This window comes from Rhodothermales bacterium, assembly GCA_017643395.1.
Classification (GTDB): Bacteria; Bacteroidota; Rhodothermia; order Rhodothermales; family UBA10348; genus JABDJZ01.
Genome location: JAEPNP010000005.1, coordinates 26383 through 50892, shown reverse-complemented (window position 1 = coordinate 50892; position 24510 = coordinate 26383). Strand labels below are relative to the sequence as shown.

The following is a 24510-nucleotide window of genomic DNA, read 5'->3' as shown; positions in this document are numbered from 1 at the left end:
TGGCCCGCTGTTTGAAAAGGTTTTCAGGTTTTCTGGCGCTCATCTTCCTGACGGCCACCGCGACCAGCGCCCAGTTCCACCGCGTGGAGGGCACCCGAATCCTCGGTCCCGACGGTCAGCCCTCCATGATCAAGGGCGTCGGGGTGGGCGGGTGGCTCATGCCAGAGGGCTACATGATGCACATGGGTGGCTCCTGGACGGAGATGCAGGAAAAGGTCGAGGAGCTGATCGGTGCTGCGGAGGGAGAGCGACTCTGGGAGGCGTACCGAGCGGAGTTCCTTGCTGAGAAGGACGTTGCAGCCATCAAGGACTGGGGGTTTGACCACATTCGCCTTCCGTTCCACTATGAGTTCTTTATGGACCTTCAGGGCAATTTCCTGGAGGAGGGGTTCACAATCCTCGACACCTTCCTCGGGTGGTGCGAGACCTATGACATCCCGGTCATTCTCGACCTGCACGCCGCGCCAGGCGCCCAGTCGGACGGCGCCATTGCAGACAGCGACGGGGTGGCCCGCCTGTGGACCGAACCGGATCCGTACCAGGACCTGACCGTCGCCCTCTGGGAAGAGTTTGCGCGGCGCTACAAGGACGACACCCGCATCATCGGATATGACCTGATCAACGAGCCGGTCACTCCGAATTCGATTCCGGACGGCGCTCAGGCCTTGCGTGACCTTTACGAGCGCATCACCTCCGCCATCCGCGCCCATGACACGAACCACATTCTGTTCATAGAGGGCAACTACTTCGCCACCACGTTCGACAAGCTCTATCCGCCGTGGGACGACCAGATGGTGTACGCCTTCCACAAGTACTGGAATCCGGCCACGCAGGGCACCATCAACTATCTGATAGACATCCGGGAGACCTATCAGCGGCCGCTGTGGCTGGGGGAGACGGGGGAGAACTCGAATCCCTGGTTCTACGATATGGTCAAGCTGATGGCGGACAACGACATCGGATGGAATTTCTGGACCCACAAGAAACTGCGTAGCACCACATCGCCGGTGTCGGCGCCGATGCCGGAAGGCTTCCAGCGGCTGGTGGACTACTGGAATGGACAGGCCGCAAGACCCTCTCCGCAGGCGGCCCACGCGGCCTTGTTCGAGATGGTGGCCAACCTCGATCTGGATTCTACGCGCGTGAATCAGGGGGTCATGGCCTCTCTGTTCAACCCGGAGTTCGGCACCATGCGCCAGCCCATGGCCGATCACCGGATTCCGGGCTCGATCGATGCCGTGGACTATGATTTGGGCAATGCTGGCGTGACCTACCGGGATACCGGAATCGCCGCGATATCCGGCTCGCCCGGCGGCGGAAACAACGGTACCTATTTGCGCAATGACGGTGTGGACATCGAGCCGTCAACGGACCCCTTGGGCGGGCCTTTCAACGTCGGCTGGATCGAACCTCTCGAGTGGCTTGAGTTCTCTGTAACCGTCGACAGCACGTCGGTCTATGACATCGATGTGCGCATCGCCAGCCTGTCCAGCGGCGGAAGCATGATCCTCTATCTGGACGGCGAGCGTCTCGGCTCGTTGACCATGCCGGGCACCGGTGGCTGGCAGAACTGGCGCACCGTCACCATACCCGGTGTTGCGCTGGAGAAGGGGACAGGAGTTCTCCGCATGACGGTGGGCCGTACAGGCGGTTACAACGTCAACCGCATGACCTTTCGGTTTGCCGGCGGCACGTCCGTGACCGGCGAAATGCCTCCGGAGATCGCGGAACTGAGACCGGTTTTCCCGAATCCGGTCTCCGGCTCGGCGGCAGCCACGTTTGTCTCCGCCGGCTCGGACCCCATCGTCATGGAGATCCTGGACATGCTCGGGCGCCGCGTGCGGCGATCAACAACCACACCGGTGGTGGGCGAAAACCGGCTCGACATCGTGTCAAACGACCTGCCACCGGGTGCCTATCTGCTGCGTGTCATCCAGGGCGAACGCACGTGGAGCCGCACGTTCATCAATAGGTGAAGTGCTTGATCTGCTCGCCCATGTGATCGATGTCCGACATGGACTCGATGCCGATATCCAGGTGCACCTGGGCCCACATGGCAGTCACCTCGGCGTCTGATTTTTCGGTCTTCACCCCCTCGGGTGTGATCGGCACGTCCGAGACCAGAAGCAGCGCGCCGCGGCTGATGTTGTTGTGGTGCCCCACCACGAAGATGGTCGCCGTCTCCATGTCGATCGCCAGCGTGCGCATCACCTTCAGCTTCTCAAGGAACAGCTCATCGTGCTCCCAGAGCCTGCGATTGGTGGTGTAGACCACTCCGGTGCGGTACTCCAGATTGCGCGAGACAATCTTTTCGGAGACAAATTTGTGCAGTTTGAAGGACGGCAGCGCAGGCACCTGCGGCAGCATGTAGTCGTCACTCGTGCCCTCGCCGCGGATGGCCGCGATGGGCAGAATGAAGTGCCCGATCTCCGTGGAGTGCTTCAGGCCACCGCACTTGCCCAGAAAGAGCACGCCCTCCGGCTCTCTGGCTGCAAGGAGGTCCATGACGGTCGCCGCGTTCGGGGAGCCGATGCCGAAGTTGATGATGGACAGGCCGTCGTTGTTCGTAGCGGCCTGCATCGGTCGACCTCGACCGTAAACGTTGCAGCCGAACTTCTCGGCGAACATCTCCACATAGTTGTGGAAATTCGTCAGCAGCACGTAGTCGCCGAACTCATCGATCGGCATGCCCGTGTAGCGAGGTAGCCAGTCCCGGGCAATCTCAAGTCGTTCTTTCATGCGCCAAGATACCGCCCGACACGCGGGTTAGATTCACGGCCACATGACGGACGTCCATCTCCAACGATTCCTCGCACGCCTCGACCGCCGCAGCGAACGGCTGGAGGCCCGCAGCAAGCGGCTGTCCTGGCTGCGTGTAGGCATTTTTTCAGTCTCGGCACTGGGCACCATTCTTTGGTGGGAAACAGACGGGCGATGGGCTCCTGCCGTCCTCGGCCTCGTGGTATTTCTGGCCGTGGTGCGTGTGCATGAGGAACTGGCTCGTGGCATCCTGCGAACCGCAACGCTTCGCCGCATCAAGGCGATGAGGATTGCCCGCCGGGCTCGGGACTGGGAGGCGCTTCCGCCTGCGTTTGGCGTTGATGCGGGGGAGACTCACGCGTTTTCGGCCGACCTCGACATAATGGGTGCTCGGGGACTGCACAGACTGCTGGACACGTCCTTCTCAACGGGCGGCGCGCGCAAGCTCGCCTCCTGGCTGCTGGAGACCGGCAGCGGCCCGGCGGCGGATCGTCAGCTTTTGGTCCGCGATCTGGTGCCGCGACCTGCGTTCTGTGACCGTATTGCCCTGGAATCGACCGTCTTCAGCGGACCGTCCGCCAGGCGCTTTGACGGCGACGTTCTCTTGAGCTGGCTTGGAGCCAGCCCCGACGCGCGGATGATGCGGCGCATTCTGGCCGTTCTGTGGGCACTGGCTGCCGTCAACGTGCTCCTCGTTGCACTGCACATCGCCGGACTGACCGGTCCACTTTGGGCGTTCTCTCTGGTCGTCTATGCTGCCGTCTACCTCATGAACGGGCGCTACTACAATCACCTGTTCGATGAGGCCGAGCGGCTACACTATGAGCTCGAGAAGCTGCGGCCCGTGCTGCGGTTGCTGGAATCCCGCCGATTCCCCAGGGCGCAGGCTCTGGAGAACCTGCTTCAGGGAATTCGTCGGGATCGCCCATCGCGAGAGCTCAGGCGGGTGATGTGGCTGGCCGTGGCCGCCAGTGCCCAGAAGAGCGAAATCCTGCGACTGGTGTTCAACGTGCTTGTGCCCTGGGACCTGCACTTTGCCTCCCGACTCGAGCGCCTCAAGGATGCTCTCCGGGAGGAGCTTCCGGCCTGGTTGACGACCGTGTTCACACTGGAGGCAGCCGGATCGCTGGCGACCTACGCGGCTCTCAACCCCGATGCGAGCTTTCCGGACCTGCTGGCGGACGGGCCCGGACTCGAGGCAACAGGGCTTGGCCATCCGCTGGTGCCCAGGGAGGATCTCGTTCGGAACGACCTTGAGCTGACTGACCCTGGCACGCTGGCCATCGTCACCGGCTCCAACATGTCCGGCAAGAGCACCTATCTGCGTTCGGTGGGTCTTGCCGTTGTGATGGCCCGTGCCGGGGGTCCGGTCGATGCGCTCTCGCTGCGCCTGTCCGACCTGCGCGTCTTCACGAGTATGGGTGTGACGGATTCGGTCACCGACGGCATCTCGTTTTTCTACGCCGAGGTGCGTCGGCTGGCCCGGCTGATGGAGGCCGTCCGAGGGGCCGAGCCAGGAAGAGTGCTGGTGCTCATCGACGAGATCTTCCGTGGCACAAACAACAGAGAGCGTCTGCTTGGCAGCAGGGCCTTGATTGAGGAAGTGATTCGCCGCGGTGCGCTGGGCCTGGTCGCCACCCACGACCTTGATCTTGTGCGCCTGACCGAGCAGCACCCCTCGGCACGCAACCTGCACTTTCGCGAGGACGTGTCGGGCGGCCGCATGGTGTTCGACTACCTGCTTCGAACTGGCCCGTGTCCCACGACGAACGCGCTCAAGATCATGGCGATGGAGGGTCTTCCCGTGGTAGATTGAGGCATGGCGACGTATCACACCGAAACGGCTTCATCCGGACGCGCCAAGTGTCGAGGCTGCGAACGGCTCATCGGGAAGGGTGAGATCCGATTTGGGGAGACCATGATGAACCCGCGCGCGGATCGTGAGACCACCTTCTGGTATCACCCGCTCTGTGCGGCCTACAAACGGCCCGAGGCCATCACCGTGTTTCTTGGCGAGGGCGGCGAGTTGGATGATGCCGAATCGCTGCGGAGGCTTGCGGCGACCGGGGAGGCGCATCCCCGCATCGCCAGGCTGCACCGCGCCCACGTGTCGCCGTCTGCGCGAGCCACCTGTCGAGCGTGCCGCGAGCTGATCGAAAAGGACGACTGGCGCGTCTCGGTAGTGTTTTTCGAGGACGGCTACCTGAATCCCGCCGGCTACATTCATGCTGGTTGTGTGGAGGCCTACGCCGATACAACCGATACGGCCATCGAGCGCATCCGGCACTTCAACCTGGACCTCAGCGAGGCCGAACTCGCAGAGTTGGGGGGACTGATTGAAGCCTGATCCAGGGCGAAGAGCCTATCGCCCGAACAGTGGTTTGCGGGGTTTGACGCGTTCCCGCACGAACTGAGTGTGCCACTTCTTCTTGTTGAAGCTCCAGATGACGCCGCCCGCGAGCATCACGCCGCCTGTGGCCCAGCCGACCAGGTGAAAGAACTGGAATCCCGGAATGCGGGTGATGATTTCTGAGGCGAACGCGGCGTAGAGGCCAAAAACCGACCAGTACATGAAGGCGAAGTGGGAGACGACCCACTTCGGGCTCTTGCGTCGAAACACGGGGACCATGCCGCCGACCAGCGTTACCGTGCTGATCACCGCCGCGTAGTGGAACACGCCCCAGCCGTCGAACAGGCGGTAGATCATGAACGCGGTCACCAGCATGACGACCATCGAGGCCACGTAGGCATAGCCTACCTGCCGATGCCGCATGGTGCCCTTGCGCATGAACAACACGGAGGTGCCGGCGACCAGCGCAACGACCGCCGCGATAAGGTGAATCACTCCGATGGGGTCGTGGACGATGGCTGACATGGGCTGGGGGGCTGAGGGTGCGTGTCCGTACGGGGCGCGGGACGGCAGGATGCGCCGCTGGTCGAGTGAGGGGTGGGGGGGGGCTGCGAGGTGGCGAGTCGGGCCGGCTCCGCGCTGCGGCTCCCCGGGCCGGCGCTTCGACGGGCGTGCCGGGGCGGCTCTGCGGGCCGGCGCTTCGACGGGCGTGCCGGGGCGGCTCCGCGGGCCGGCGCTTCGACGGGCGTGCCGGGGCGGCTCCGCGGGCCGGCGCTTCTTACCCTCGCGGCCCCAAACGTGGAATAGCCGACCGCCATTCCATCTTCGGGCGCCCTGAGAGCGCCAGACATGGAATATCGAGGCTGACTCCACATGTGGCCCGTTGGAAACGGATGATAGGTGGACTATGGCCGCCGTATTCCACCTGGCGGCCCGGTGTGGCGAGGGGTGGGCTGCCTTCGCCGGGGCCGGGGGCCGCCCCGCCACCGCGGGTCCGAGCGCCGCCTCCGCCGAGCGCCGCCCCGCCGCGGGCCCGAGCGCCGCCGAGCCCGCCTCCAGGGCCCGAGGCCAAGCACCACCCCTCCTTTCCTACAACCGTTATTGACAATCGCCGTCACCGCCGCTTTTTTGGGGGTGTGAGGCGCAGGTCCGTTATGCGCCATGCCGTCAGCACACCAGAACGCCCGTGGCAACAGAACAATCGTCCTCCCTGGAAGAGGCCCTTGGACTCAGCCTTTCTCTACCGGAACTGCGCCTTCGCGTACAGGACTTCCTGCGTGAGTACCTGAAGGATCGCAGCCCGGAAACGGTAGGTACCTACCGACGGTCCCTGAACGAATTCGAGCGCTGGTTCGTGCGTGAGAAAGGTCGATTTCGCTTTCGACAGGACGACGTAGAGGCGTACAAGACCTACCTGATGGAGGAGCGGGAGCTGCATCAGGTTTCTGTCTCCACCTACCTGACAGCCGTCCGGCGCTTCTGTCAGTACTTGGTCGATGTGGGGCTGCTCAGTGAGAACCCTGCGCAAGGCGTGAAGGGCAACCGACGTCCTGCCACGCACTCGCGCAAGGTGCTGACGCAAGAGGAGGTAGATACGCTGCTGACCGTGCTATCCACTGACGATGAGATTGCTCGCCGGGATCGGGCGATCGTCTTCTCCATGCTCTTTGCAGGGCTCTCCGAGATCGAGATCGTGCGCGCCGACGTTCAGGATCTGGAGCAGACACTCATGGGCTGGTATCTGCGGGTGCAGGGCAAGGGCCGCACGGCCAAAGACCAGCATGTGCCCATCGACCCCCCAGTGATGGACGCCATCCGGCTGTATCTGGATGCCCGGGGCCGCATTCGTCCGGAGATGCCGTTATTTGTGAGCCACGGGCACCGCAGTCAGGGGGATCGACTCAATACCCGATCGATCCGCAGTCGCATCAACGAGCTGTTGAAGGAGTCGGGAGTCAAGAAGCCCGGCATCACCCCCCACAGCCTGACTCATACCGCGGCGCTAATCTGGCTGAATGACGGCATGGACATCGACGAGGTGAAAGAGCGCATGCGCCACGGCACTCTCGATACCACCATGATCTACTACCGCCAGCAGGGGTTGCTCACGGGGTCAGCCGAGAAACCTGCCTAAAGCCTGGTTGTCACCGCAAAACGGTGCATGCCTCCGAAGCTGGACCATGAGTTGTAGCCGTAGTCCACGGCCACCCACTTCACAACAATACCGGTGCCGAAGGACACGCCGGCGAGGTCCAGTCGACTCTTCACCTTGAGCGCGTTGTGGCGGCGGTGATCGTAACCGAACCGAATCTCGAAGTGCTCGCTGAACTGGAAGGCGCCTCCCAGTTTCAGGTGGTACAGGAGATTGTCGAGCACGGTGTCGTCGTCGTCGGTGCCAGAGAAATCGGTCAGGTCCCAGGCAGTCACCGAGAACAAGAACGGCAGGTGGAGGAGTCGTTTACTGATGCCCAGGCGCAGGTCAACCGGCAGGCGGTTCGATTCTTCTCCAATGGACGAAATCACCGCGCCGAGGCTGTGTATGCTGGCACTGAGGCCCAGCCTCGAATCCGGGTTGTATCGGAAGATTCCGGCGTCCAGGGCCAGGGCGTTCGCGGCCTGACCGTCGATGCTGCTCCTCAGCCAATGCACGTTGGCACCATACCGGGTCGTGGGATTGAGTACGCGCGACAGGCCGGCCGAAAGAGCAAACTCTCCCGCGGAAAACGTGCCCTGCTTCTCGCCGAGAGCGTCGGCGCGGTCGATCTCCCCCCAGCCCAGGAAGCGGAGCCCGGCCCCCACTGAACCGATGCCTTCCAGATGTCGGCTGTAGGCGACGGTGCCCGTTTGCAGCGCAGACACGTGATTGAGCAGGGACAGGCCCAACTGCCCGTGGGCCTCCGCCCGCAAGTGTGCGGGATTCTCCAGGAAGCTCAAGACGCCCTGGCTCGGCAATGCCGAGGACGACCCCGCGAACCCGGCTCCCCGAGCCGACGCGTCGAGCGTGGTCAGCGAGAACACGGTCGCGTCCACGGGCTGCCCCGAAGCGGGCAGAACCAGGAAAAACGCCAGAATGCAGGGGAGAAATCGCGTCACGCGCGCGGGGTGGTTTGTTGGGCCGCCGCTCATACTGGACCCCGAGGGCTGGGTTCTCGCGTTGGCCCTACCGGTGGTGTCGGCCGCCGCCACGCCCGCCTTAACCGCAGCTACTGCACGCCAAACCGCACGGCACGCTCCCGCCGCTGCCCGCTCACGACGTCCGTAATCACCACCCGAATCTCCACCTCACTTGCACCTCTCAGGTCGCCGAGGTCCACAGCAAGCAACTCGGAAGCGCGGGACGAACTGCCGGTACCCTCGCTGCTCGAGGAGGTGCTTTGTTGACGTCGTCCATCCGGGTCCCGGGTGACGATGACCTCCGTCGTGTATCGGGTCTGGTCGTCGTCACCGAATCGCAGATGATAGACTTCAAAAACCAGCCCGATGGGCACGCCGGCCATCAGCGAGGGTCCGGCGTAGGGCGTCGCGAGCCCATCGCCCGAGAACAGCGCGTCCAGCGCAACAACCGGTTTCAGGTCGCTCATCTCCAGCGAGGCCGGGTCCGCCGACAGGGGATCCAGCAATCCGAATTCGTGCACCGCGGTGCGCAGGTACTCCCGGCGCTCGGGGCCGTCCGGACTCTCCAGCGGCAGGAACTGGTCCCACTGCATCGCAACGGCGAACGGCTCCCGGCTTCCGGTGATGTCAAGGACCTGAGTCGCCCTCAGGTCCAGTGAGTCCATGTCGGCCGCGAGGTAGCTGACCGGTGTGGCTTCCCGGCGGCTGTGCCCGGCATTCTGAACGGTGGCGACGAGGTCCATCAGGTAGCGCTCCGGCGGCTGCTCGTCCTCCTCCAGGGCTCGCCGCAACTGCCGTCGCCCCGGTGTGAGCGTGCCCGGAAGGTGATTCCAGAAGACTTCCGTTCTGGTAGAGCCGTCTTCATCCAGGAAACGGGCATACCTGGGAAAAACTTCAAAGCGCTCGATGGCTGATGCCACCCGCGAGTACGTGCGCGGCGCATCTTCTTCCCGTCGGGCCTGCGCCTCGCGCGCCATCTCCCTGAATCTTGTTTGGGCTGCCGTCACGAAAGAGAGGGACGATGCGCTCAGCGTGCCGCCGCCCAACTGCGTGGCCCGCACATCCGACTCGTACGATTCCAGCTCCAGGAGGTGACTCTCAAAGTCGGGGTGCACTGCGGCGAGGGTGGTGTAGAGGCCCTGCCATACATTGTACAGGGCTTCAGCAAGTGCCTGGTTGGCCGGCATGTTGTTGCCGGTGGGATTGGCAATGGTGCGCACGTTGGAGTGGCCCTCACCCACACGTCGGTAGGCCGTCTGGAGCGCCTCGGGTACCAGATCCTCGGCCGAACCCTCCTGAAATCGGCCTCCACGGAGCACGAATACGTGGTACACCAGATCGTCCACGTGCCGGAACGTCCATACCTCGTTCGTCGGAGGCACGACCGGGCCGGGCAGGGCGTAGGAGTTTTCCCTTAGCACCTGCAGCGCGCGATTGACGTTGACCGGCACCCGCACGCTGTTGTCGGGAGCGCCAAATCGCACGTAGGCTTTGCCACGGTCGTCGAAGCCCAGCAAGTCCCCGCGGAATCGATAGTTGTCCTCAGCATGCGCTACTCGCGCCAGATGCTCGGCCAGTCGCTCATTCAGGGTAGTGGCAGGCAGGGGGTCCTGGGCACGCCACCACGCGGCCAGGACTTCACCGGTGCCCCGCGCGACCTCAAACCGCCTGTTCAGGTTGCCCGGTGGCCGCGTATGCAGTGTATCGGCGTCCGCCGGCGACCAAAGCAGAAGCGACTGGGCCACGTGTCGCAAGGCCAGCTGTCGGTGCTCGGCAGCCAGATCCATGTGCTCTAGAAGCCTCAGAAAGGCATCGCTGCCCACCTCGTACAGGTCCACGTCCTGACGCACAAAGATGTTACGCGTCAGCGCGTCCGCGGTCGGAATGTGGAACTGCTCCTGATCGATCAGCGCGGCAAGCGTTCGTACCCAGACCCAGGCCGCCGAGTCCGCTTTCTGCTCGGCCTGATAGGCGAGTCCGAGCACATGGCCGAGTTCTCCACCCTGGTAGCCGGGATTGTCGCGGTGAACGCGAAGCAGATCCGCAATTCCGGCCTGCCGGTCTCCCTGCTCGATCAGGGCGCGGCCTTGCGTCAGCAGCCGTTCCAGCTCGGCTGCGTCCACCATGGGTGCCTCACCCGGAGGCGCACGCGGATCGCGCGCGCCGGAAGGCCGGTAGTCGGCCGGGAGCAGTTCTGCCACGCGCTCAAAGAACCAGTACCCGAACCGTGTCATGGCAAACGACTCCTGCAGAATGCCGTCGGTCGTGAACGTCACGTTGGGCTGCGTGAGTGAAATCCAGCTTACCTGGGCGTCCTCGTCGGCGCGCAGACCGCGGTCCATGAACTCGCGAAACTGCTCGTAGGGACCGTCCGGCACCTCCCGGAAGTAGAGCACCTTGAGGAACCCGGGGAACGAGAGCTTGCGCTCAAAGGGAAGTTCGCCGGCCACCAGAATCTGATGGGGCGATACACCCCGGACCCTGTTTCCCGGACGTCCTCCAGGCACGCCGCGAAACCCCGATCCACCCTGCATGCTCTCCTCCAGCAGCATGAATCCTTCTTCGTGAAGCCGGTCGGCGGCCAGGGCGGTAAGGAAATGTCGGCGCGAGCCCAGGTAGGCGCGCTCCCGGTTGCGCTGCCAGGCCCGGGCCTGACGATCGTCGCGTGCATCCAGCTCGCGGAATGAAGGCTTGCCGCTATACTGCACTGCGCGGCGGTCTTCGTGCAGTCGGAACTCGTCGAGCACGAAGCGGAGTTCGTATCCCAGCGCCATGTTCTCGATGAGCAGGGGCTCTGTGGCCGAAGCAGAGAAGACGCCCGATCTCGGATTCACCTCAAACCGCAACACCTCCGGATTGAGGATTACACAGTCGTCGGCAAACAGGGACACGCCCAGGAAGTACTTCTCGAAGCGTGCAAGATTTCTGCGCCGGGCACGCGGGGTCTCTGCGACCACCTCGATCTCACCCAGGGATCGCGGCGTCAATACGACGGTCAGTTCAAACGCGTCCGTCGTCGTGATTCGGACAGAGCGCGCTTCCGTTTCGTATCCAACGTGGCTGACAACCAGTTCGTGTGTGCCCGAAGGCACATCGGCGATGTCGAACGATCCGTCGTCACGGGTAACGTCGCCCAGGCGCGTGCCGGTCAGGAATACATGCGCGCCGGGCACGGGCCCAGCGGTATCCGCACGGGTAACCGTGCCCGTGACGTGAGCCTGCCGGGCTGAGACCCTGTGCGTCAGGATCGTCGAAAACAGCAGCAGAAATAGGCAGGCGCGGAGCGGCACGTTCAGGCAGGAGGGGCGAGCGACTGATCACCAGTGGGCGGCGGCGGGTCGCCGTCCCCGCCGTCGGGGCCGACAAAATCACAGCCGCCGACCATCATCAGAACCACAAGCCCCAGAAACAAAACCAGTCGTTTCATGCGAGTCATACCTCGGTTGGTTCGTCGAGCGGGATGTCCGAGTTGAGGTAGTAATACAGGAACTGGACCACCGAATCTGCGGAGGCGGCCCGGTCCAGACGGTTCTCCCCATCGACCCATGCGCGGACCCTCAGACCCGAGCGGGGGCTCCCTATGAGTACACGAGCCAGAAAGCGCTGCGCAATCGCAATATCGTAGAGCTCGTCGTACGGGGTGTTTACCACAATCGTGTCGGCGTCCAGGACGCGTACGAGAGTCGTGTCCTGCAGGTAGATGCCCTCATCGGAAAAGACGGGCTGTCGCTGTGCAAGGAAATTGGTGGTCGTAACCAGCCTGAGTTGCTGGCCGTCGGCACCGTCAATCAGGATGCGCACCTCGGCTGGACCGTCACTGCCGAGCAGGTTGCAGCCCGAGACGGTGCACAGGAGCATTCCGATCAGGACAAATCGAGCCATGGAGGTTCAATCAGTTTAGAGGCGCCTCATGAGACCCCGGGGGCCAAAACCCAAGAGAGGGCCGCCCCGAACAACGGGGCGACCCTCCCGGGAGGTTCCGGCACGGATCAGCCAACCAGTGGGTTGGACTCGATTTCCGATTTGGTGATGGGCAGGAACGTACCCGGAGAAGTGACTGCAGACGTGGATGACTGCCATTCCGGGCTGCGCATGCCAAAGCGGTACAGATCCGCAAGGCGACGCCCCTGGATGAACAGGTTCACGGCGCGCGAATTGATCAACAGCTCGCGCGAGTCGACCTGGCCGCTGTAGTCGGGCAGGCCGTCCAGCGAACGCAGGTTGTTGATTGCGCTCGTGAACTGGCCGCCATTTCCGGAAGCCAGGCCGCCCTCGGCGATGATCAGGTGCATCTCGCGAGCAGAGACGACCGGGATGTCGGCATACTCGCGGTCCGAGACGAATGCATTGATCACGGAGGCCAGGTGCGGATGCACATCGCCCGTAATCAGGTCCGCATAGGTCACCTCCTCCACCTTGTTGCCCGCGGCGATGCGCTTGACAAAGGTGTCTCCGAAGGTGAACTCAAGCCGATTGTTGATCTGGCCGGCCATGTAGTTGCTCAGCTGGAAACCTGCGTCGGTCACCATGCTGAAGCTCCAGTCCGGTCCCATGTCGGCAAGCGCAGCCTGCGCCTCGGCCACCCCGGCATTCACGAGCGGGCTGCCCGTGTTGACCGGATTGACCTTGCCCCAGACGGCCTTGCTGAAGGCGATGCGGGCCTTCATGGCCTTGAGCGCGATGCCGATATCGCCGCCCACGTTCAGGGCGATGCCCTTGTTGGCGGCATCCAGCGCCGTGTCGTACAGCTGCGACATGTTGCCCGGGCCGATGGCCGGACCCGCCTCGGTGCGATCCGAGATGGTGAAGTCGTCGAAGACGTCCGCAATCGTCGTGTAGATGATGGCGTTGTACAGGTAGATCCGGGCCATGGACTCGCCGGAATTGCCGAACTCCTCAAGGCGATTCTTGAAGTTGTCCGTCATCCAGCGGGCTTCACCCACGAACGGATAGGCCTGGTCCGAGAACTCGTTGCCCGAGAACTCGATGGCCCCATCGTCCAGCTGGCCCCACGCATCGCGCGAGCCCACCCAGGTGCATTCGTCCGTGGCGACCGAGTACGGAGCCAGCACGAATCCGAGCGCGCGGGTGACCGCGGCTTCGGCGCCGTTTGCCATGGGCTCGGCCGCAGCCGGGTTGCCCAGGTCCTCTTCAATCAGGTTGTTCGGGTTCTCAACGTCCAGGACTCCGCATCCCGTGAACCCGACCACCAGTAGCGCGACCAGGAAGGTCGCGAAGTTTCTTTGTGTAGTCATGATCGTTCTCAATTGGGTTCGGGCTAGAAGCCCATGCGCATCGTGAACACCACCCGACGCGGGATGGCCCAACCAAAGGCCTCCACGCCGTCCAGGTAGTTGTCGGACAGCGAGTTTCCGCCGCCACGACCGATGGCGTTGAGCTCAGGATCCACCCCATCGTACTTGGTCCACATGGCCAGATTGCGTCCGGCGAGCGTGAACTGCAGGCTGCGCAGGCGCAGACGCTCGGCCTGCACGCGCGGCACGCGGTACGTCAGGCTGATTTCCCGCCAGCGCAGGAAGTCCGCCTTCTTGATGGTGTTGAGCCCTGAGAACGGAGAGAGCGCGAGCTGGCTGTAGAGCCAATCGTTCAGCGCGTCCAGGCGCACCTGGGCGTTGTTCTGCGGGTTGCCGTTGGCGTCGATGCCGCCGGTCATGTAGTCCCGCTCCACGCGCGCCGCATCTGGTGTGTTGCGGCCGATGGACCGGTTGGACTGGCGGAATGCTCCCGTCAGGTTGTTCACGTAGTAGTTGCCCGCCTTGTACTCAAAGAGGGTCGACACCGTGAAGTTGCGCATGAACTTGACCGTGCCACCGAAGGAGCCGGCGAAGTCAGGCGTCGGCTTGCCCAGGTAGTGGGTCAGGTTGCCCGAAAGCAGGTCATCCGGATTCGGGTCATCTGCCAACAGAACGAGCGTGGTGTTGGAGGGCAGCGTCATGAGATCCGTGCCGCCCAGGAGCGCAAGCAACTGCGCTTCCGTGTCCGGGCTGCCGTCGCCGTTCAGGTCCACTGGAAGCGAACCGGAGGGCACGTCCAGGAGCTTCGCACCGAAGTGCGTGCCTGGGGCGTACCCTTCGACAAGGTAGTTGCGATACCGCGGGTAGCTGCCGCCGACTTTGATCGGAGGTGCACCGCCCATGTCGGAGATCTGCTCCCACAGGTAGGCCGTGTTGGCAAACAGGTTGACCGACGTGTTCGCGCGGTTGTAGACCAGCGCATTGACGCCGATCTCGACACCCTGTCCCTTCAACTCGCCGATGTTGTCCAGCTGCCGGGAGCGGAAACCACCGGAGACCGGGAATTGACGGTCGATGAGCGCGTCTTTCACCACACGGTTCCAGTACGTCGCCTCGAAGCCAAGGCGGTCCGACATCAGTCCGGACTCAACGCCAAACTCCCATTCGGTGGAAATCTCCGGCTTGAGATTCGGATTACCGAGGTTGTCCGGAGCCACGCCAGGGCCGTTGGACGACGACAGGGACGTGTAGGTGGTCAGGGCGTCAAAAGCGCCTGGCTGCAGACCGGACTGACCCAGTGCCGCGCGGAAGCGCAGCGAAGAGATCGGGCCGATGGGCTGCCAGAAGGGCGCATCGCTCGGAATGAAGGACGCCGAGATCTTCGGATAGAACACCGTCGAGAAGTCGGAGCCGAACGCTGACGAAGCGTCCAGACGACCGCCGGCCGTTACGTACAGGAAGTTGCGGAAGCCGATCTGCTCCTGGAAGAAGACGCCGACGTTGGCGACTTCCAGGAAGGCCTCAAAGACATCCTCGTTGGCGGCCGCACCGGTCACGTTGAACCCCGGGCCGGGGAATGCGACGCCGCTGCCCTGCAGGATGTCCGTATTGGTGATGAAGCCCTGCGATCCGAACAGCAGCGTGCTTTCGATGTCGTCCGTGATCTGATTCAGCAGGGTGCCCTTCACATCGTAGGTCACCTCGAGCCGGTTGGTATTCCGGTAGTCACGTGAGCCGTCCGGCTCGGAGCCGGAGAACCCGTCGATGTTCCATCCGAAAGCACGTACGTCGGTGTCCTTCTGACTGGTGAAGTCCACGCCGATCGTGCCGTCGATGGTCAGCGCATCCAGTGGGCGGTAGTTGGTGCCCACACTGCCGACATACCGCTTGACGCTCTGCTCGAGCACCTGCTGCATGGCCTCATTGACCGTCGAGAAGGCAATGGTGCCGGTCTCGTTGTTGTACCGGACCAGTTCAGGCTTGGAGAACTGGGCAAGCGAAGGCACTCCGTAGATGTTGTTGTTGGAGTCCATCGTCTGCAGATAGCCCTGCGTGTAGTTGGACGTGATCCGGAACTGCAGCTTGTCGGTCGGGAAGATGTTGAGACTGGCCGTGGCCTGGGCCCGCTGCGCGATGTCCTCCACCACCGTCGAGACGCCCTGGGGATACCGGCGATCGTTGCCGCCGAATCCGCCGTCCTCATCAAACCACCGAGCGCTCGCGAAGTAGGTGATACCCGGAGAGCCGCCGGAGACCGAGGCCGAGTAGGTCTGGCCATATCCGGTTTCATAGAGGTCCTCCATGAACTCGCGCTCCACCAGCTGATACGGCTTGAGGCCGCCCACGCCGAGCCATTTGGACATGGTGTCCGCCTGGGCCTGGTTGCGTGCAAAACCTGTGTTCGCATCGTACACCTTGGGATAGGCGATGCCGGTCTGCTGGATCTGCATCGTAAACCGCGGTGGGCCCACGTTGCCACGTTTGGTGAAGACCTGGATCACACCGTTGGAAGCCTCGGATCCATACAGCGTAGCCGCAGCAGCACCTTTCAGGATTTCCACCCGATCGATGGACTCCGGATTGATGTCGTCGAGTCGAGAGGGAGATCCACCCCCATTGAAGGTCAGGCCGCCGTCGTTGTTGGCCCGTACGCCGTCGATGTACAGAATCGGTTCGTTGCTCTGCGAGAGCGACGCCGATCCCCGAATGCGAATCCGCGCGCCTTCACCGGTCTGTCCGCCGGAAGGCAGTCCCACGAGGCCGGGCTCGCGGCCCTGCAGCACGTCTGAGAAGGTGGCAATCGGAGCGGTCTCCAGCGTCGAAGCGTCAATGGTGGCAATCGAGTTGCCAAGCTTGCGCTTCTCTACGGGTCCTCCGGCTCCGGTCACCACCACCTCATCGAGGTTGATGGCGGACATGTCCAGCCGCACATCCAGCTCAACGGTCTGGCCGTCGGCAACAGATGTCTGGAAGGTCTGGGTGCGGAAGCCTATAAATCGTGCTTCCACGGTGTGATCTCCGGCTGGGACATTCGAAATCGAATAGTTGCCGTCGAAGTCGGTGACGGCGCCGATTCCCAGCGCGGGGATGACCACCTGCGCGCCGATTAGCGGCTCGTCTGAGGTGGCGTCTGTGACGGTGCCCTCAATGGTTCCCTGGGCAGCGACCTGAAGCGGAAGCATCAATAAGGAAACCACGAAGGCTGCTCGAAGGGCTCGAAGCATAGTGGGTGCCTGTGGTTGGGGGAAAAGGGAGAGTCGATGGGGTTTGTGGGGACCCCGAAAGGGGTTGTGTGGACCCCTTAATCAAAAAAACATAATCGCTTCCTCGGCACAGGTCAAACGTGGGTGTCGGGACAGCGCCCCGGCAGCCCGATCCCGGCCGTGGCAGGGGGAACGATCAGCAGCCTGACAGCGTGTCAGATTGGCTGTGTCTGGCACGCGAATTGTGCAGGCGCGCACCGGCCCGAACGGGCTCTGTTTCAGACATTTTGCACGCAGGCGCGGCTTGCGTACCTCCACATACGCTGCCTTGGCAGCGCATCCGCGGCTGACCCGCGGACACCTCTATGTTCGATACGATAAAGAAGTTATTCGGCGACAAGAACGAACGGGCGCTCAAGAAGCTGTGGCCCCGGGTTGATGCGATCAACGCCGAGTACGAGAAGCTGCAATCCCTCACCGATGAAGAGCTCCAGGCCAAGACGCCGGAGTTTCGGCAACGCATCGCCGATTCGCTTGCCGACATCGAAAAGGACATGCGGGATATCCAGGCCCAGCTGAAGGCCGGCGTGACGCCCGACAACGAGGTGGGCGGAGACGGGCTGCCCGGCGCCATGCGGGAAATGACGCTCGAGGAGCGGCAGGCCCTCTACGAGGAGTACGACGACCTCGAAGACGAATGGCACCGCACGGTCGAGCAGACCCTCGACGAGATCCTGCCGGAGGCCTTCGCCGTTGCCAAGGACGCCTGTCGCCGCATGGTGGGCAGGGAGTGGATTGCAGGTGGTGCGAAGATCCACTGGGAAATGATCCCCTACGATGTCCAGATGCTGGGCGGCATGGCACTGCACAACGGGGACATCGCCGAAATGAAGACGGGTGAGGGCAAGACCCTCGTCGCTGTGGCTCCGGTGTACCTGAACGCCCTCGTCGGTCGCGGTGTGCATCTCGTGACGGTCAACCCGTACCTGGCCCAGCGTGACTCCGAGTGGATGGGCAAGGTCTACGAGTTCCTGGGGCTGACCGTGGACGTCATCGACCGCCACGAGCCGCATTCTCCGGGGCGCAAAGCCGCCTACGAGGCAGACATCACCTACGGGACCAACAACGAGTTCGGTTTCGACTATCTGCGCGACAACTCGTTCGTGGTAGATCCGGAGCAGTTGATGCAGCGCAACCACCACTTTGCCATTGTGGATGAGGTGGACTCCGTGCTCATCGATGAGGCCCGTACGCCACTCATCATCTCGGGTCCGGTGCCGCAGAGCGACGAAAGCCAGTTCGAGGAGCTGAAGCCGGGCGTTGAGAAGCTGGTCTATTCGCAGCAGAAGCTGGTGGCCAATCTGGTGGGCGATGCGGAAAAAGCGCTGGCCCGACGGGATGATTGGCTGAGCAAGGACGAAAACAAAAAGGCTGCCGAGGCGGAGGAGGAGGCCGGCCTGGCCCTGCTCCGTGCCTACCGCGGCTACCCGCGCAGCAAACGCCTGCGCAAGCTTCTTCAGGAGCCCGGCGTGGAGGCCCTCAGGCAGAAGACCGAGTTCTTCTATCTGCAGGACAACGCCAAGAACATGCCGTTCGTGGATGACGAGCTGTTCTTTGCCTACGACGAGAAGCAGCGCGCCATCGAGATGACCGAAAAAGGTCGCTCGTTCATTGCCAAGTCGGCCAACCAGGATACGGACCTCTTCATCCTGCCCGACCTGGGCGAGGAGGTGGCGCGCTTTGAGAAGGAGCATGAGGACGGCCTGCTCGACCTCGATGAGAAATTGGACGCCGACGCTTCCCTGACCGAGGAAAAGCGCGAAGCCAAGCGGGAAAACGACCGCCGGGTGCTGCGCAACGAACTCGAGGACAAGAAGCGCAACCTGTACACCACGTACTCAGAGCGCGCGGCCCGCCTGCATGCCATCGAGCAGCTCCAGAAGGCCTACATCCTCTTCGAAAAGGATGCCGAGTACATTGTCCAGGATGGTCGCATCATGATCGTGGACGAGCACACGGGACGTGTACTCGAAGGGCGGCGGTACTCGGACGGTCTGCACCAGGCCATCGAGGCCAAGGAAGGGGTGAAGATCCAGGCGTCCACGCAGACGTACGCCACTATTACCCTGCAGAACTACTTCCGCATGTACCACAAGCTGGCCGGTATGACCGGTACGGCGGAGACGGAAGCGGAGGAGTTCTTCAAGACCTACAAGATGGACGTGGTGGTGGTGCCCACCAACAAGCCCATCGCCCGTCAGGACCTGGACGACCTCGTCTTCCGCACCAAGCGCGAGAAGTACAACGCGGTCATCGACAAAATCCGCGAGTACCACGAAAAAGGACAGCCGGTGCTGGTCGGCACCACGACCGTGGAGGTCTCGGAGACGCTGTCCCGCATGCTGACGCGAGGCGGCATCAAGCACAACGTGCTGAACGCCAAGCGTGACCGCGCCAAGGAGGAATCCCTGATTGTGGCCGAAGCCGGCCAGAAAGGCGCGGTGACCATCGCCACGAACATGGCCGGTCGCGGTACCGACATCAAGCTGGCACCCGGTGTGCTAGAGTTGGGTGGTCTGGCCATTGTGGGTACGGAGCGTCATGAATCCCGCCGCATCGACCTGCAGCTGCGTGGTCGAAGCGGTCGTCAGGGGGATCCCGGCGAGAGCCAGTTCTATATCTCGCTGGACGACAACCTGATGCGCCTCTTCGCCAGCGACCGTGTGGCGAAGGTGATGGACAAGCTCAACATGGCCGAGGGCGAGGTGATTACCCACCCGTGGGTCAACAAGTCCATCGAGCGTGCCCAGAAGAAGGTGGAGCAGAACAACTTCGCCATTCGAAAGCGGCAGCTTGAGTACGACGATGTGCTCAACGCCCAGCGGCATGTGATTTATGACCGGCGCATTCACGCCCTCAAAGGGGAGCGGCTGCGTGGCGATATCCTGGACGCGCTGCGCCAGAGCATCGACCGCGTGGTGGAGATGCACCACGGAGACGGCAATCTGGACGAGTTGCGCGAGGACATGCTGCGCAAGTTCGCCGTGGACTTCGAGTTGGATCGGGAGGCGTTCTACGCCCTGGGCGAGGACGGCGTGGCTGAGCGGGCCTACCAGGCGGCCGTCGACTTCTACAAGCGCAAACGTGACGCGCTTGCTCGACCGTTTGCAGAGTCGATGCGGCAAATCCTGGAGTCGGACCAGGAGAAAAAGCCGGAGAAGGTCTACGTGGACTTCACCGACGGTCGCAAGGCGTTGCGGGCCACGCTGGCTATCCAGGATGCCGTGGAATCGGACGGACAGGAAGTGAACGATGCGCTGGAGCGCGTCACCGTGCTCTCGATGATCGACACGGCCTGGACGGAGCACCTGCGCAAGCTGGACGAGCTCAAAGAAGGCATCGGACTGCGAGCGTACGGTCAGCGCGATCCGGTGATCGAATACAAAATGGATGCCTTCCGCCTGTTCAAGGAACTGGTGGAGCAGGTGGATGAGGACGTGGTGTCCTTCGTGATGCGTTCGGGGCCGATGGTGTCCAGGCAGACCGAAGGTCGTGCGCCCAAACGCCAGCAGACGCGCCGTCTCGATCCGCGGCGGGCCCGCTCGACGCACGAAAGTGCCCAGCCCAACTATGGCGTCTCCGGCTCCGGTGGCGGACAGCAGCAGCGTCAGGACCCGACGGCCAAATCGGCGCCGGTGGTGGTGGAGGAGCGCGTTGGTCGAAATGATCCGTGCCCGTGCGGCTCCGGCAAGAAGTACAAGCACTGCCACGGACGATGAGGGGCCTCATTCTGGCCGCCGTGCTCGTGGCCGGCTGCGGCGGCGCACGCCTGGAGGTCACCAACGACCAGGAGGCTGAGCAGTGGGTCCAGCTCTTCAACGGGCAGGATCTCACCGGCTGGACCCCCAAGATTCGCGGAGAAGCTGTCGGCCAGGACTCGTCCAACACCTTCCGGGTGGAGGACGGCGTCATCAAGGTGGCCTACGACGGTTACGGCGCGTTCGATGAGCGATTCGGTCATCTGTTTTACGAGACGCCGTACTCCCACTACCGTCTGAACATCCTGTACCGATTCACCGGGGACCAGGCCGAGGGCGGGCCCGGCTGGGCATTCCGCAATTCAGGCGTGATGGTTCATAGCCAGTCCGCCTCTTCGATGGGCCTGGACCAGGACTTCCCGATCTCCATCGAGGTCCAGTTCCTGGGCGGAAACGGGGTGGATGAACGCCCCACCGCCAACCTGTGTACGCCAGGCACGCACGTTGAGATGGACGGCGAACTGGTCACTGACCACTGCATCAATGCCCAAAGCCCGACCTTTCACGGCGACGACTGGGTGGAGGTAGAGGTGGTGGTCCTGGGTGATTCGCTCATTGCCCACGCCGTGGAGGGGGAGCCGGTCCTGGGCTACTACCGTCCGCAAGTCGGCGGCGGTGTAGTGGACGGATTCGACCCTGCCGAAAAGCGGGACGGCGAGCTGCTGGGTGCTGGCTACATCGCGCTGCAGAGCGAAAGCCACCCGGTTGAATTCCGGCGGGTGGAGCTGCTCAATCTCTCCGGTTGCATGGATCCCGGGGCGGCAAATTTTCGGTGGTGGTATGAGCACGACAACCGCGCCGCGTGCGTCTACGACGACTAACTTGTTGCACTTCCGGAGGTGAGCGCCTCCAGTTGTAGAACACTCCACCGACTGCGTGCTGAGATCCCTTTCCATTCGTGACTATGCGCTGATCGAGCGCCTGGAGGTCGAGTTTCAGCCCGGCCTGAACGTGGTCACAGGAGAAACGGGCGCCGGAAAATCGATTGTGGTGGGCGCGCTGAAGATGATTCTGGGAGAGCGTGCCTCCACGGAAGTCGTGCGCACCGGGGCCCGAAAGGCGATCGTAGAAGGCGTATTCGAGGGTGTGGACGAGCCGCGGGTACGGCCGCTCCTGGAAGAGGCCGGTCTGGACTGGTTGCCGGAACTCATCCTGCGGCGGGAGATCACCGGATCGCAAAGTCGTGCGTTCATCAACGACTCGCCGGCCACGGTGCACGTGCTCAAGCAGGTAGCCACCCATCTGGTGGATCTGCATGGGCAGCACGATCACCAGTCGCTGCTCCGGGTGGAGACACACGTGGGCATGCTGGACGGGTACGGGGGCCTGGCCGCCCTGGTGCAGGCGTACTCGGAGGCGTTGGAGACTGTACGTGCGCTCGTGCGCAAGCGGGACGACCTCGCCGCGCGCGAAGCGGAGCTGGCCCGTCAGCGTGAGCTCTGGGAGTTCCAGATTGAAGAGATCGATCGCACCTCACCAGTCGACGGCGAAGAAGAGCGGCTGGAGGCCGAGCGGCGCGTGCTCGAAAACGCGGAACGTCTACACGAGTCCACGAACTCCCTGTTCGAGGTACTCTACGAGTCCGAGTCGGCCGTGTATGACCGTTTGACCGTGGCGCGCAACGAAATGCGCGACCTGGCCCGCATCGACCCGGAGTTCGCACCGTCGCTTTCCGAGCTTGAGTCCGCGCAAATCGCCATCTCCGAGATCGCCTCGTTTCTGCAGGATTACAATGCGCGCATCGAATTCAATCCGGAGCGCCTTGAGGCCATCCGGGAGCGCATCGGTGAACTGGATCGTCTGAAGCGCCGCTACGGCGGTTCCCTGGAAGCGGTGCTGGCCTACAGAGCCGAAATCGGCGAGCAGGTGGATCTGGCCCGGGATTTTTCAGGCGCGCTGACCCGTCTGGCCGATGAGATTGCGGCTGCCTCCCGTACGCTGGGAGAGGCGGCAGAACGGCTGTCGACCAAGCGACGCGAGATCGCCGCTCGGGTTGAGGAAGCCGTGGTAAGCGAGTTGCACGGACTGGGCATGCCGCGGAGCCGCTTTGAGGTGGCGTTCGAGCAGGATGTGTCGCACGATGGACTGGCCGTCATGCCCGACGGTCGGCGCCTGGTGGCCCACCCGGACGGCACCGACCGCGTGGAGTTCTTCATCTCGACCAACCCCGGAGAACCCCCGCGGGCCCTGGCGCGCATCGCCTCCGGCGGAGAAATCAGTCGCATCATGCTGGCCATGAAGTCCATCCTGGCCAAGAGTGACCGGCTGCCGATGCTGGTGTTTGACGAGATCGATGTGGGTGTCTCCGGCAGTGTGGCCCAGTCGGTGGGCGCCCGCATGCGGGACCTGGCCCGCTACCACCAGATCATCACGATTACCCACCTGCCCCAGGTGGCCGCCCAGGGTGAGGCCCACTTCAGGGTCGCCAAGGATGTAGTGGGGGACCGCACGCGGACCGGCATGCGCTTGTTGTCGGAAGATGAACGCGTAGCCGAAGTGGCGGCCCTCATGAGCGGGGCCCAGGTCACCGATGCCGCCATTGAGAGTGCCCGCGAACTGATTATTCAGACTGTTTGACCGGCCCGGCGGGGCCACAATCCAGGATTCATGACCCCTCCGGTTCTCAAGTTTGGTACGGACGGCTGGCGCGCCGTCATCGGCGATACCTACACGTTCGCCAACGTGGCGCGGGTGGCTGCCGCCACCGCGCAGTGGTTGCACGACACCTGTGACGGCACGCCCAGGGTGGTCTTGGGGCACGACACGCGCTTTGAAGGACGCGCGTTCGCAGAACATGCGGCCGGCGTGCTGGCAGCCCTGGGCATAGAGGTCGTATTTGCAACCGAGTTCACGGCAACACCCGCCATCAGCTGGGCGACGAAGGCCTATGGGTGCGATGCCGGGGTGGTCCTGACGGCCAGTCACAATCCACCCGCCTGGAACGGGTTCAAGATCAAGGCCGCCAACGGAGGACCGGCCGTGCCGGCGCAGATTGCCGAGGTCGAACGCCGCATCCCCGAGGAGGTGGCCGTGCAGCCGGTATCCCTGGACGACGCGCGCATCACGCAGCGGGACGTCAAGGGGGACTATCTGAAGATGTTGGGCGAGGTGATCGATGTGCAGGCCATACGCGGGTCGGGCATCACCGTGGTGCACGACGCGATGTTCGGCGCCGGTCAGGGACTGCTCTCAGCGGTGCTCGGCGCGGACGCGGTGGTAGAACTGCGCAGCGAGTTCAATCCGGGATTCCAGGGCGTGCCTCCGGAGCCCATCGAACGGAATCTGGCCGATCTGCCTGCCGCGGTGTTTGATGCAGGTGCCGCCGCGGCCGTGGCCAACGACGGCGACGCAGACCGAATTGGCATGGTGGATGACCGCGGCCGGTTCGTGGATTCACATCGCCTGCTGGCGCTGCTCCTGTGGTATCTCCATGAGGAGCGTGGACTTCAGGGCAGCGTGGTCAAGACCTTCTCGACAACCGACATGCTCGATCGCATGTGTGAGCACTACGGCCTCACGCTGCATACCACGCCGATCGGCTTCAAGTATGTGTGTGAGTACTTCATCCGCGAGGACGTCGTCGTGGGAGGGGAGGAGAGCGGAGGGATTGCCGTCAAGGGGCACCTCCCGGAGCGGGACGGCATTTATGTGGGCCTGCTGGTTCTGGAGATGATCGTGAAGTCCGGCCGTTCCCTTTCGGATCTGGTCGATATGCTCTTCGATCGTTTCGGGCATCACGCCTACTTCCGCATCGACGCGCATACGTCAGAGGATCGCAAGGCCGCGGCCCTGGACCGACTGGGCAAGGGCGGCGGGCTGAAAGAGATTGCCGGTCAGCCCGTGCGCGGACTCGAGGATCTGGACGGGTACAAGCACCGCACGGACACGGGGTGGCTGCTGGTCCGGCCGTCCGGGACCGAGCCTGTTCTGCGTGTGTACGCCGAGGCGCCTACGCCGGAGAGTGCGGAGGCCATGGTGCGGGACGCCGTTGCACAGCTGGGGGTATAGCG

General features: G+C 63.3%; 15 protein-coding genes. 8 read left to right on the top strand and 7 right to left on the bottom strand.

All coding sequences use genetic code 11. The annotated features are described in order from the left end of the window. The first annotated feature begins 11 nt into the window (after positions 1-11). Positions 12-1976: a cellulase family glycosylhydrolase gene (locus JJ896_14750; GenBank protein MBO6780911.1), complete on the top strand. Its 1965-nt coding sequence runs from the start codon at positions 12-14 to the stop codon at positions 1974-1976. On the opposite strand, the gene JJ896_14745 is transcribed toward JJ896_14750, so the two are convergent. After that, positions 1966-2739 carry an AMP nucleosidase gene (locus JJ896_14745; protein ID MBO6780910.1) on the bottom strand — a complete coding sequence of 258 codons (774 nt, stop codon included), beginning with the start codon at positions 2737-2739 and terminating at the stop codon, positions 1966-1968. The genes JJ896_14750 and JJ896_14745 overlap by 11 nt on opposite strands. Positions 2740-2782: 43 nt before the next feature. Here JJ896_14745 and JJ896_14740 point away from each other — a divergent pair, with 43 nt between their 5' ends. Both JJ896_14740 and JJ896_14735 read left to right on the top strand, forming a co-directional pair. Further along, a complete protein-coding gene (locus JJ896_14740; GenBank protein MBO6780909.1) occupies positions 2783-4576 on the top strand; it encodes a hypothetical protein in 1794 nt (597 codons plus the stop codon). A 3-nt stretch (positions 4577-4579) separates the two neighbouring features. Then, positions 4580-5107, top strand: a complete 528-nt coding sequence (locus tag JJ896_14735) for a hypothetical protein (protein ID MBO6780908.1) — start codon at positions 4580-4582, stop codon at positions 5105-5107. A 15-nt stretch (positions 5108-5122) separates the two neighbouring features. Here JJ896_14735 and JJ896_14730 read toward each other — a convergent pair whose 3' ends face one another. Next, positions 5123-5635 carry a DUF2306 domain-containing protein gene (locus tag JJ896_14730; GenBank protein MBO6780907.1) on the bottom strand — a complete coding sequence of 171 codons (513 nt, stop codon included), beginning with the start codon at positions 5633-5635 and terminating at the stop codon, positions 5123-5125. Between the two features lie 661 nt (positions 5636-6296). On the opposite strand from JJ896_14730, the gene JJ896_14725 reads away from it, so the two are divergent. Next, a complete protein-coding gene (locus tag JJ896_14725) occupies positions 6297-7244 on the top strand; it encodes a tyrosine-type recombinase/integrase (GenBank protein ID MBO6780906.1) in 948 nt (315 codons plus the stop codon). Here JJ896_14725 and JJ896_14720 read toward each other — a convergent pair. The 5 genes from JJ896_14720 to JJ896_14700 all read right to left on the bottom strand — a co-directional run bounded on the left by JJ896_14720 (position 7241) and on the right by JJ896_14700 (position 16703). Beyond that, positions 7241-8203 (bottom strand): PorV/PorQ family protein, encoded by a 963-nt coding sequence (locus JJ896_14720; GenBank protein ID MBO6780905.1) that lies wholly within the window; start codon positions 8201-8203, stop codon positions 7241-7243. The two genes, JJ896_14725 and JJ896_14720, sit on opposite strands and share 4 nt — an antisense overlap. A gap of 110 nt (positions 8204-8313) precedes the next feature. Continuing rightward, positions 8314-11514: a carboxypeptidase-like regulatory domain-containing protein gene (locus JJ896_14715; GenBank protein MBO6780904.1), complete on the bottom strand. Its 3201-nt coding sequence runs from the start codon at positions 11512-11514 to the stop codon at positions 8314-8316. Positions 11515-11656: 142 nt separating this feature from the next. Further along, positions 11657-12106, bottom strand: a complete 450-nt coding sequence (locus tag JJ896_14710) for a hypothetical protein (protein ID MBO6780903.1) — start codon at positions 12104-12106, stop codon at positions 11657-11659. Positions 12107-12213: 107 nt separating this feature from the next. Beyond that, the gene (locus JJ896_14705) at positions 12214-13479 is read right to left on the bottom strand and encodes a hypothetical protein (GenBank protein MBO6780902.1); all 1266 of its coding nucleotides are present in this window, start codon (positions 13477-13479) and stop codon (positions 12214-12216) included. Positions 13480-13502: 23 nt separating this feature from the next. Continuing rightward, positions 13503-16703, bottom strand: coding sequence for a SusC/RagA family TonB-linked outer membrane protein (locus tag JJ896_14700; protein ID MBO6780901.1), 3201 nt, complete (start codon positions 16701-16703; stop codon positions 13503-13505). A gap of 344 nt (positions 16704-17047) precedes the next feature. Here JJ896_14700 and secA point away from each other — a divergent pair, with 344 nt between their 5' ends. The 4 genes from secA to JJ896_14680 are packed head-to-tail and all read left to right on the top strand — an operon-like array spanning position 17048 to position 24508. Next, complete coding sequence (gene secA, locus JJ896_14695; GenBank protein ID MBO6780900.1) at positions 17048-20461, top strand: preprotein translocase subunit SecA; 3414 nt, start codon at positions 17048-17050, stop codon at positions 20459-20461. Next, a complete protein-coding gene (locus JJ896_14690; protein MBO6780899.1) occupies positions 20458-21321 on the top strand; it encodes a DUF1080 domain-containing protein in 864 nt (287 codons plus the stop codon). The genes secA and JJ896_14690 overlap by 4 nt, the downstream gene beginning before the upstream one ends. Positions 21322-21376: 55 nt before the next feature. Further along, positions 21377-23077, top strand: a complete 1701-nt coding sequence (gene recN, locus JJ896_14685; GenBank protein ID MBO6780898.1) for a DNA repair protein RecN — start codon at positions 21377-21379, stop codon at positions 23075-23077. Between the two features lie 30 nt (positions 23078-23107). Beyond that, a complete protein-coding gene (locus JJ896_14680; GenBank protein ID MBO6780897.1) occupies positions 23108-24508 on the top strand; it encodes a hypothetical protein in 1401 nt (466 codons plus the stop codon). Positions 24509-24510: the final 2 nt, after the last annotated feature.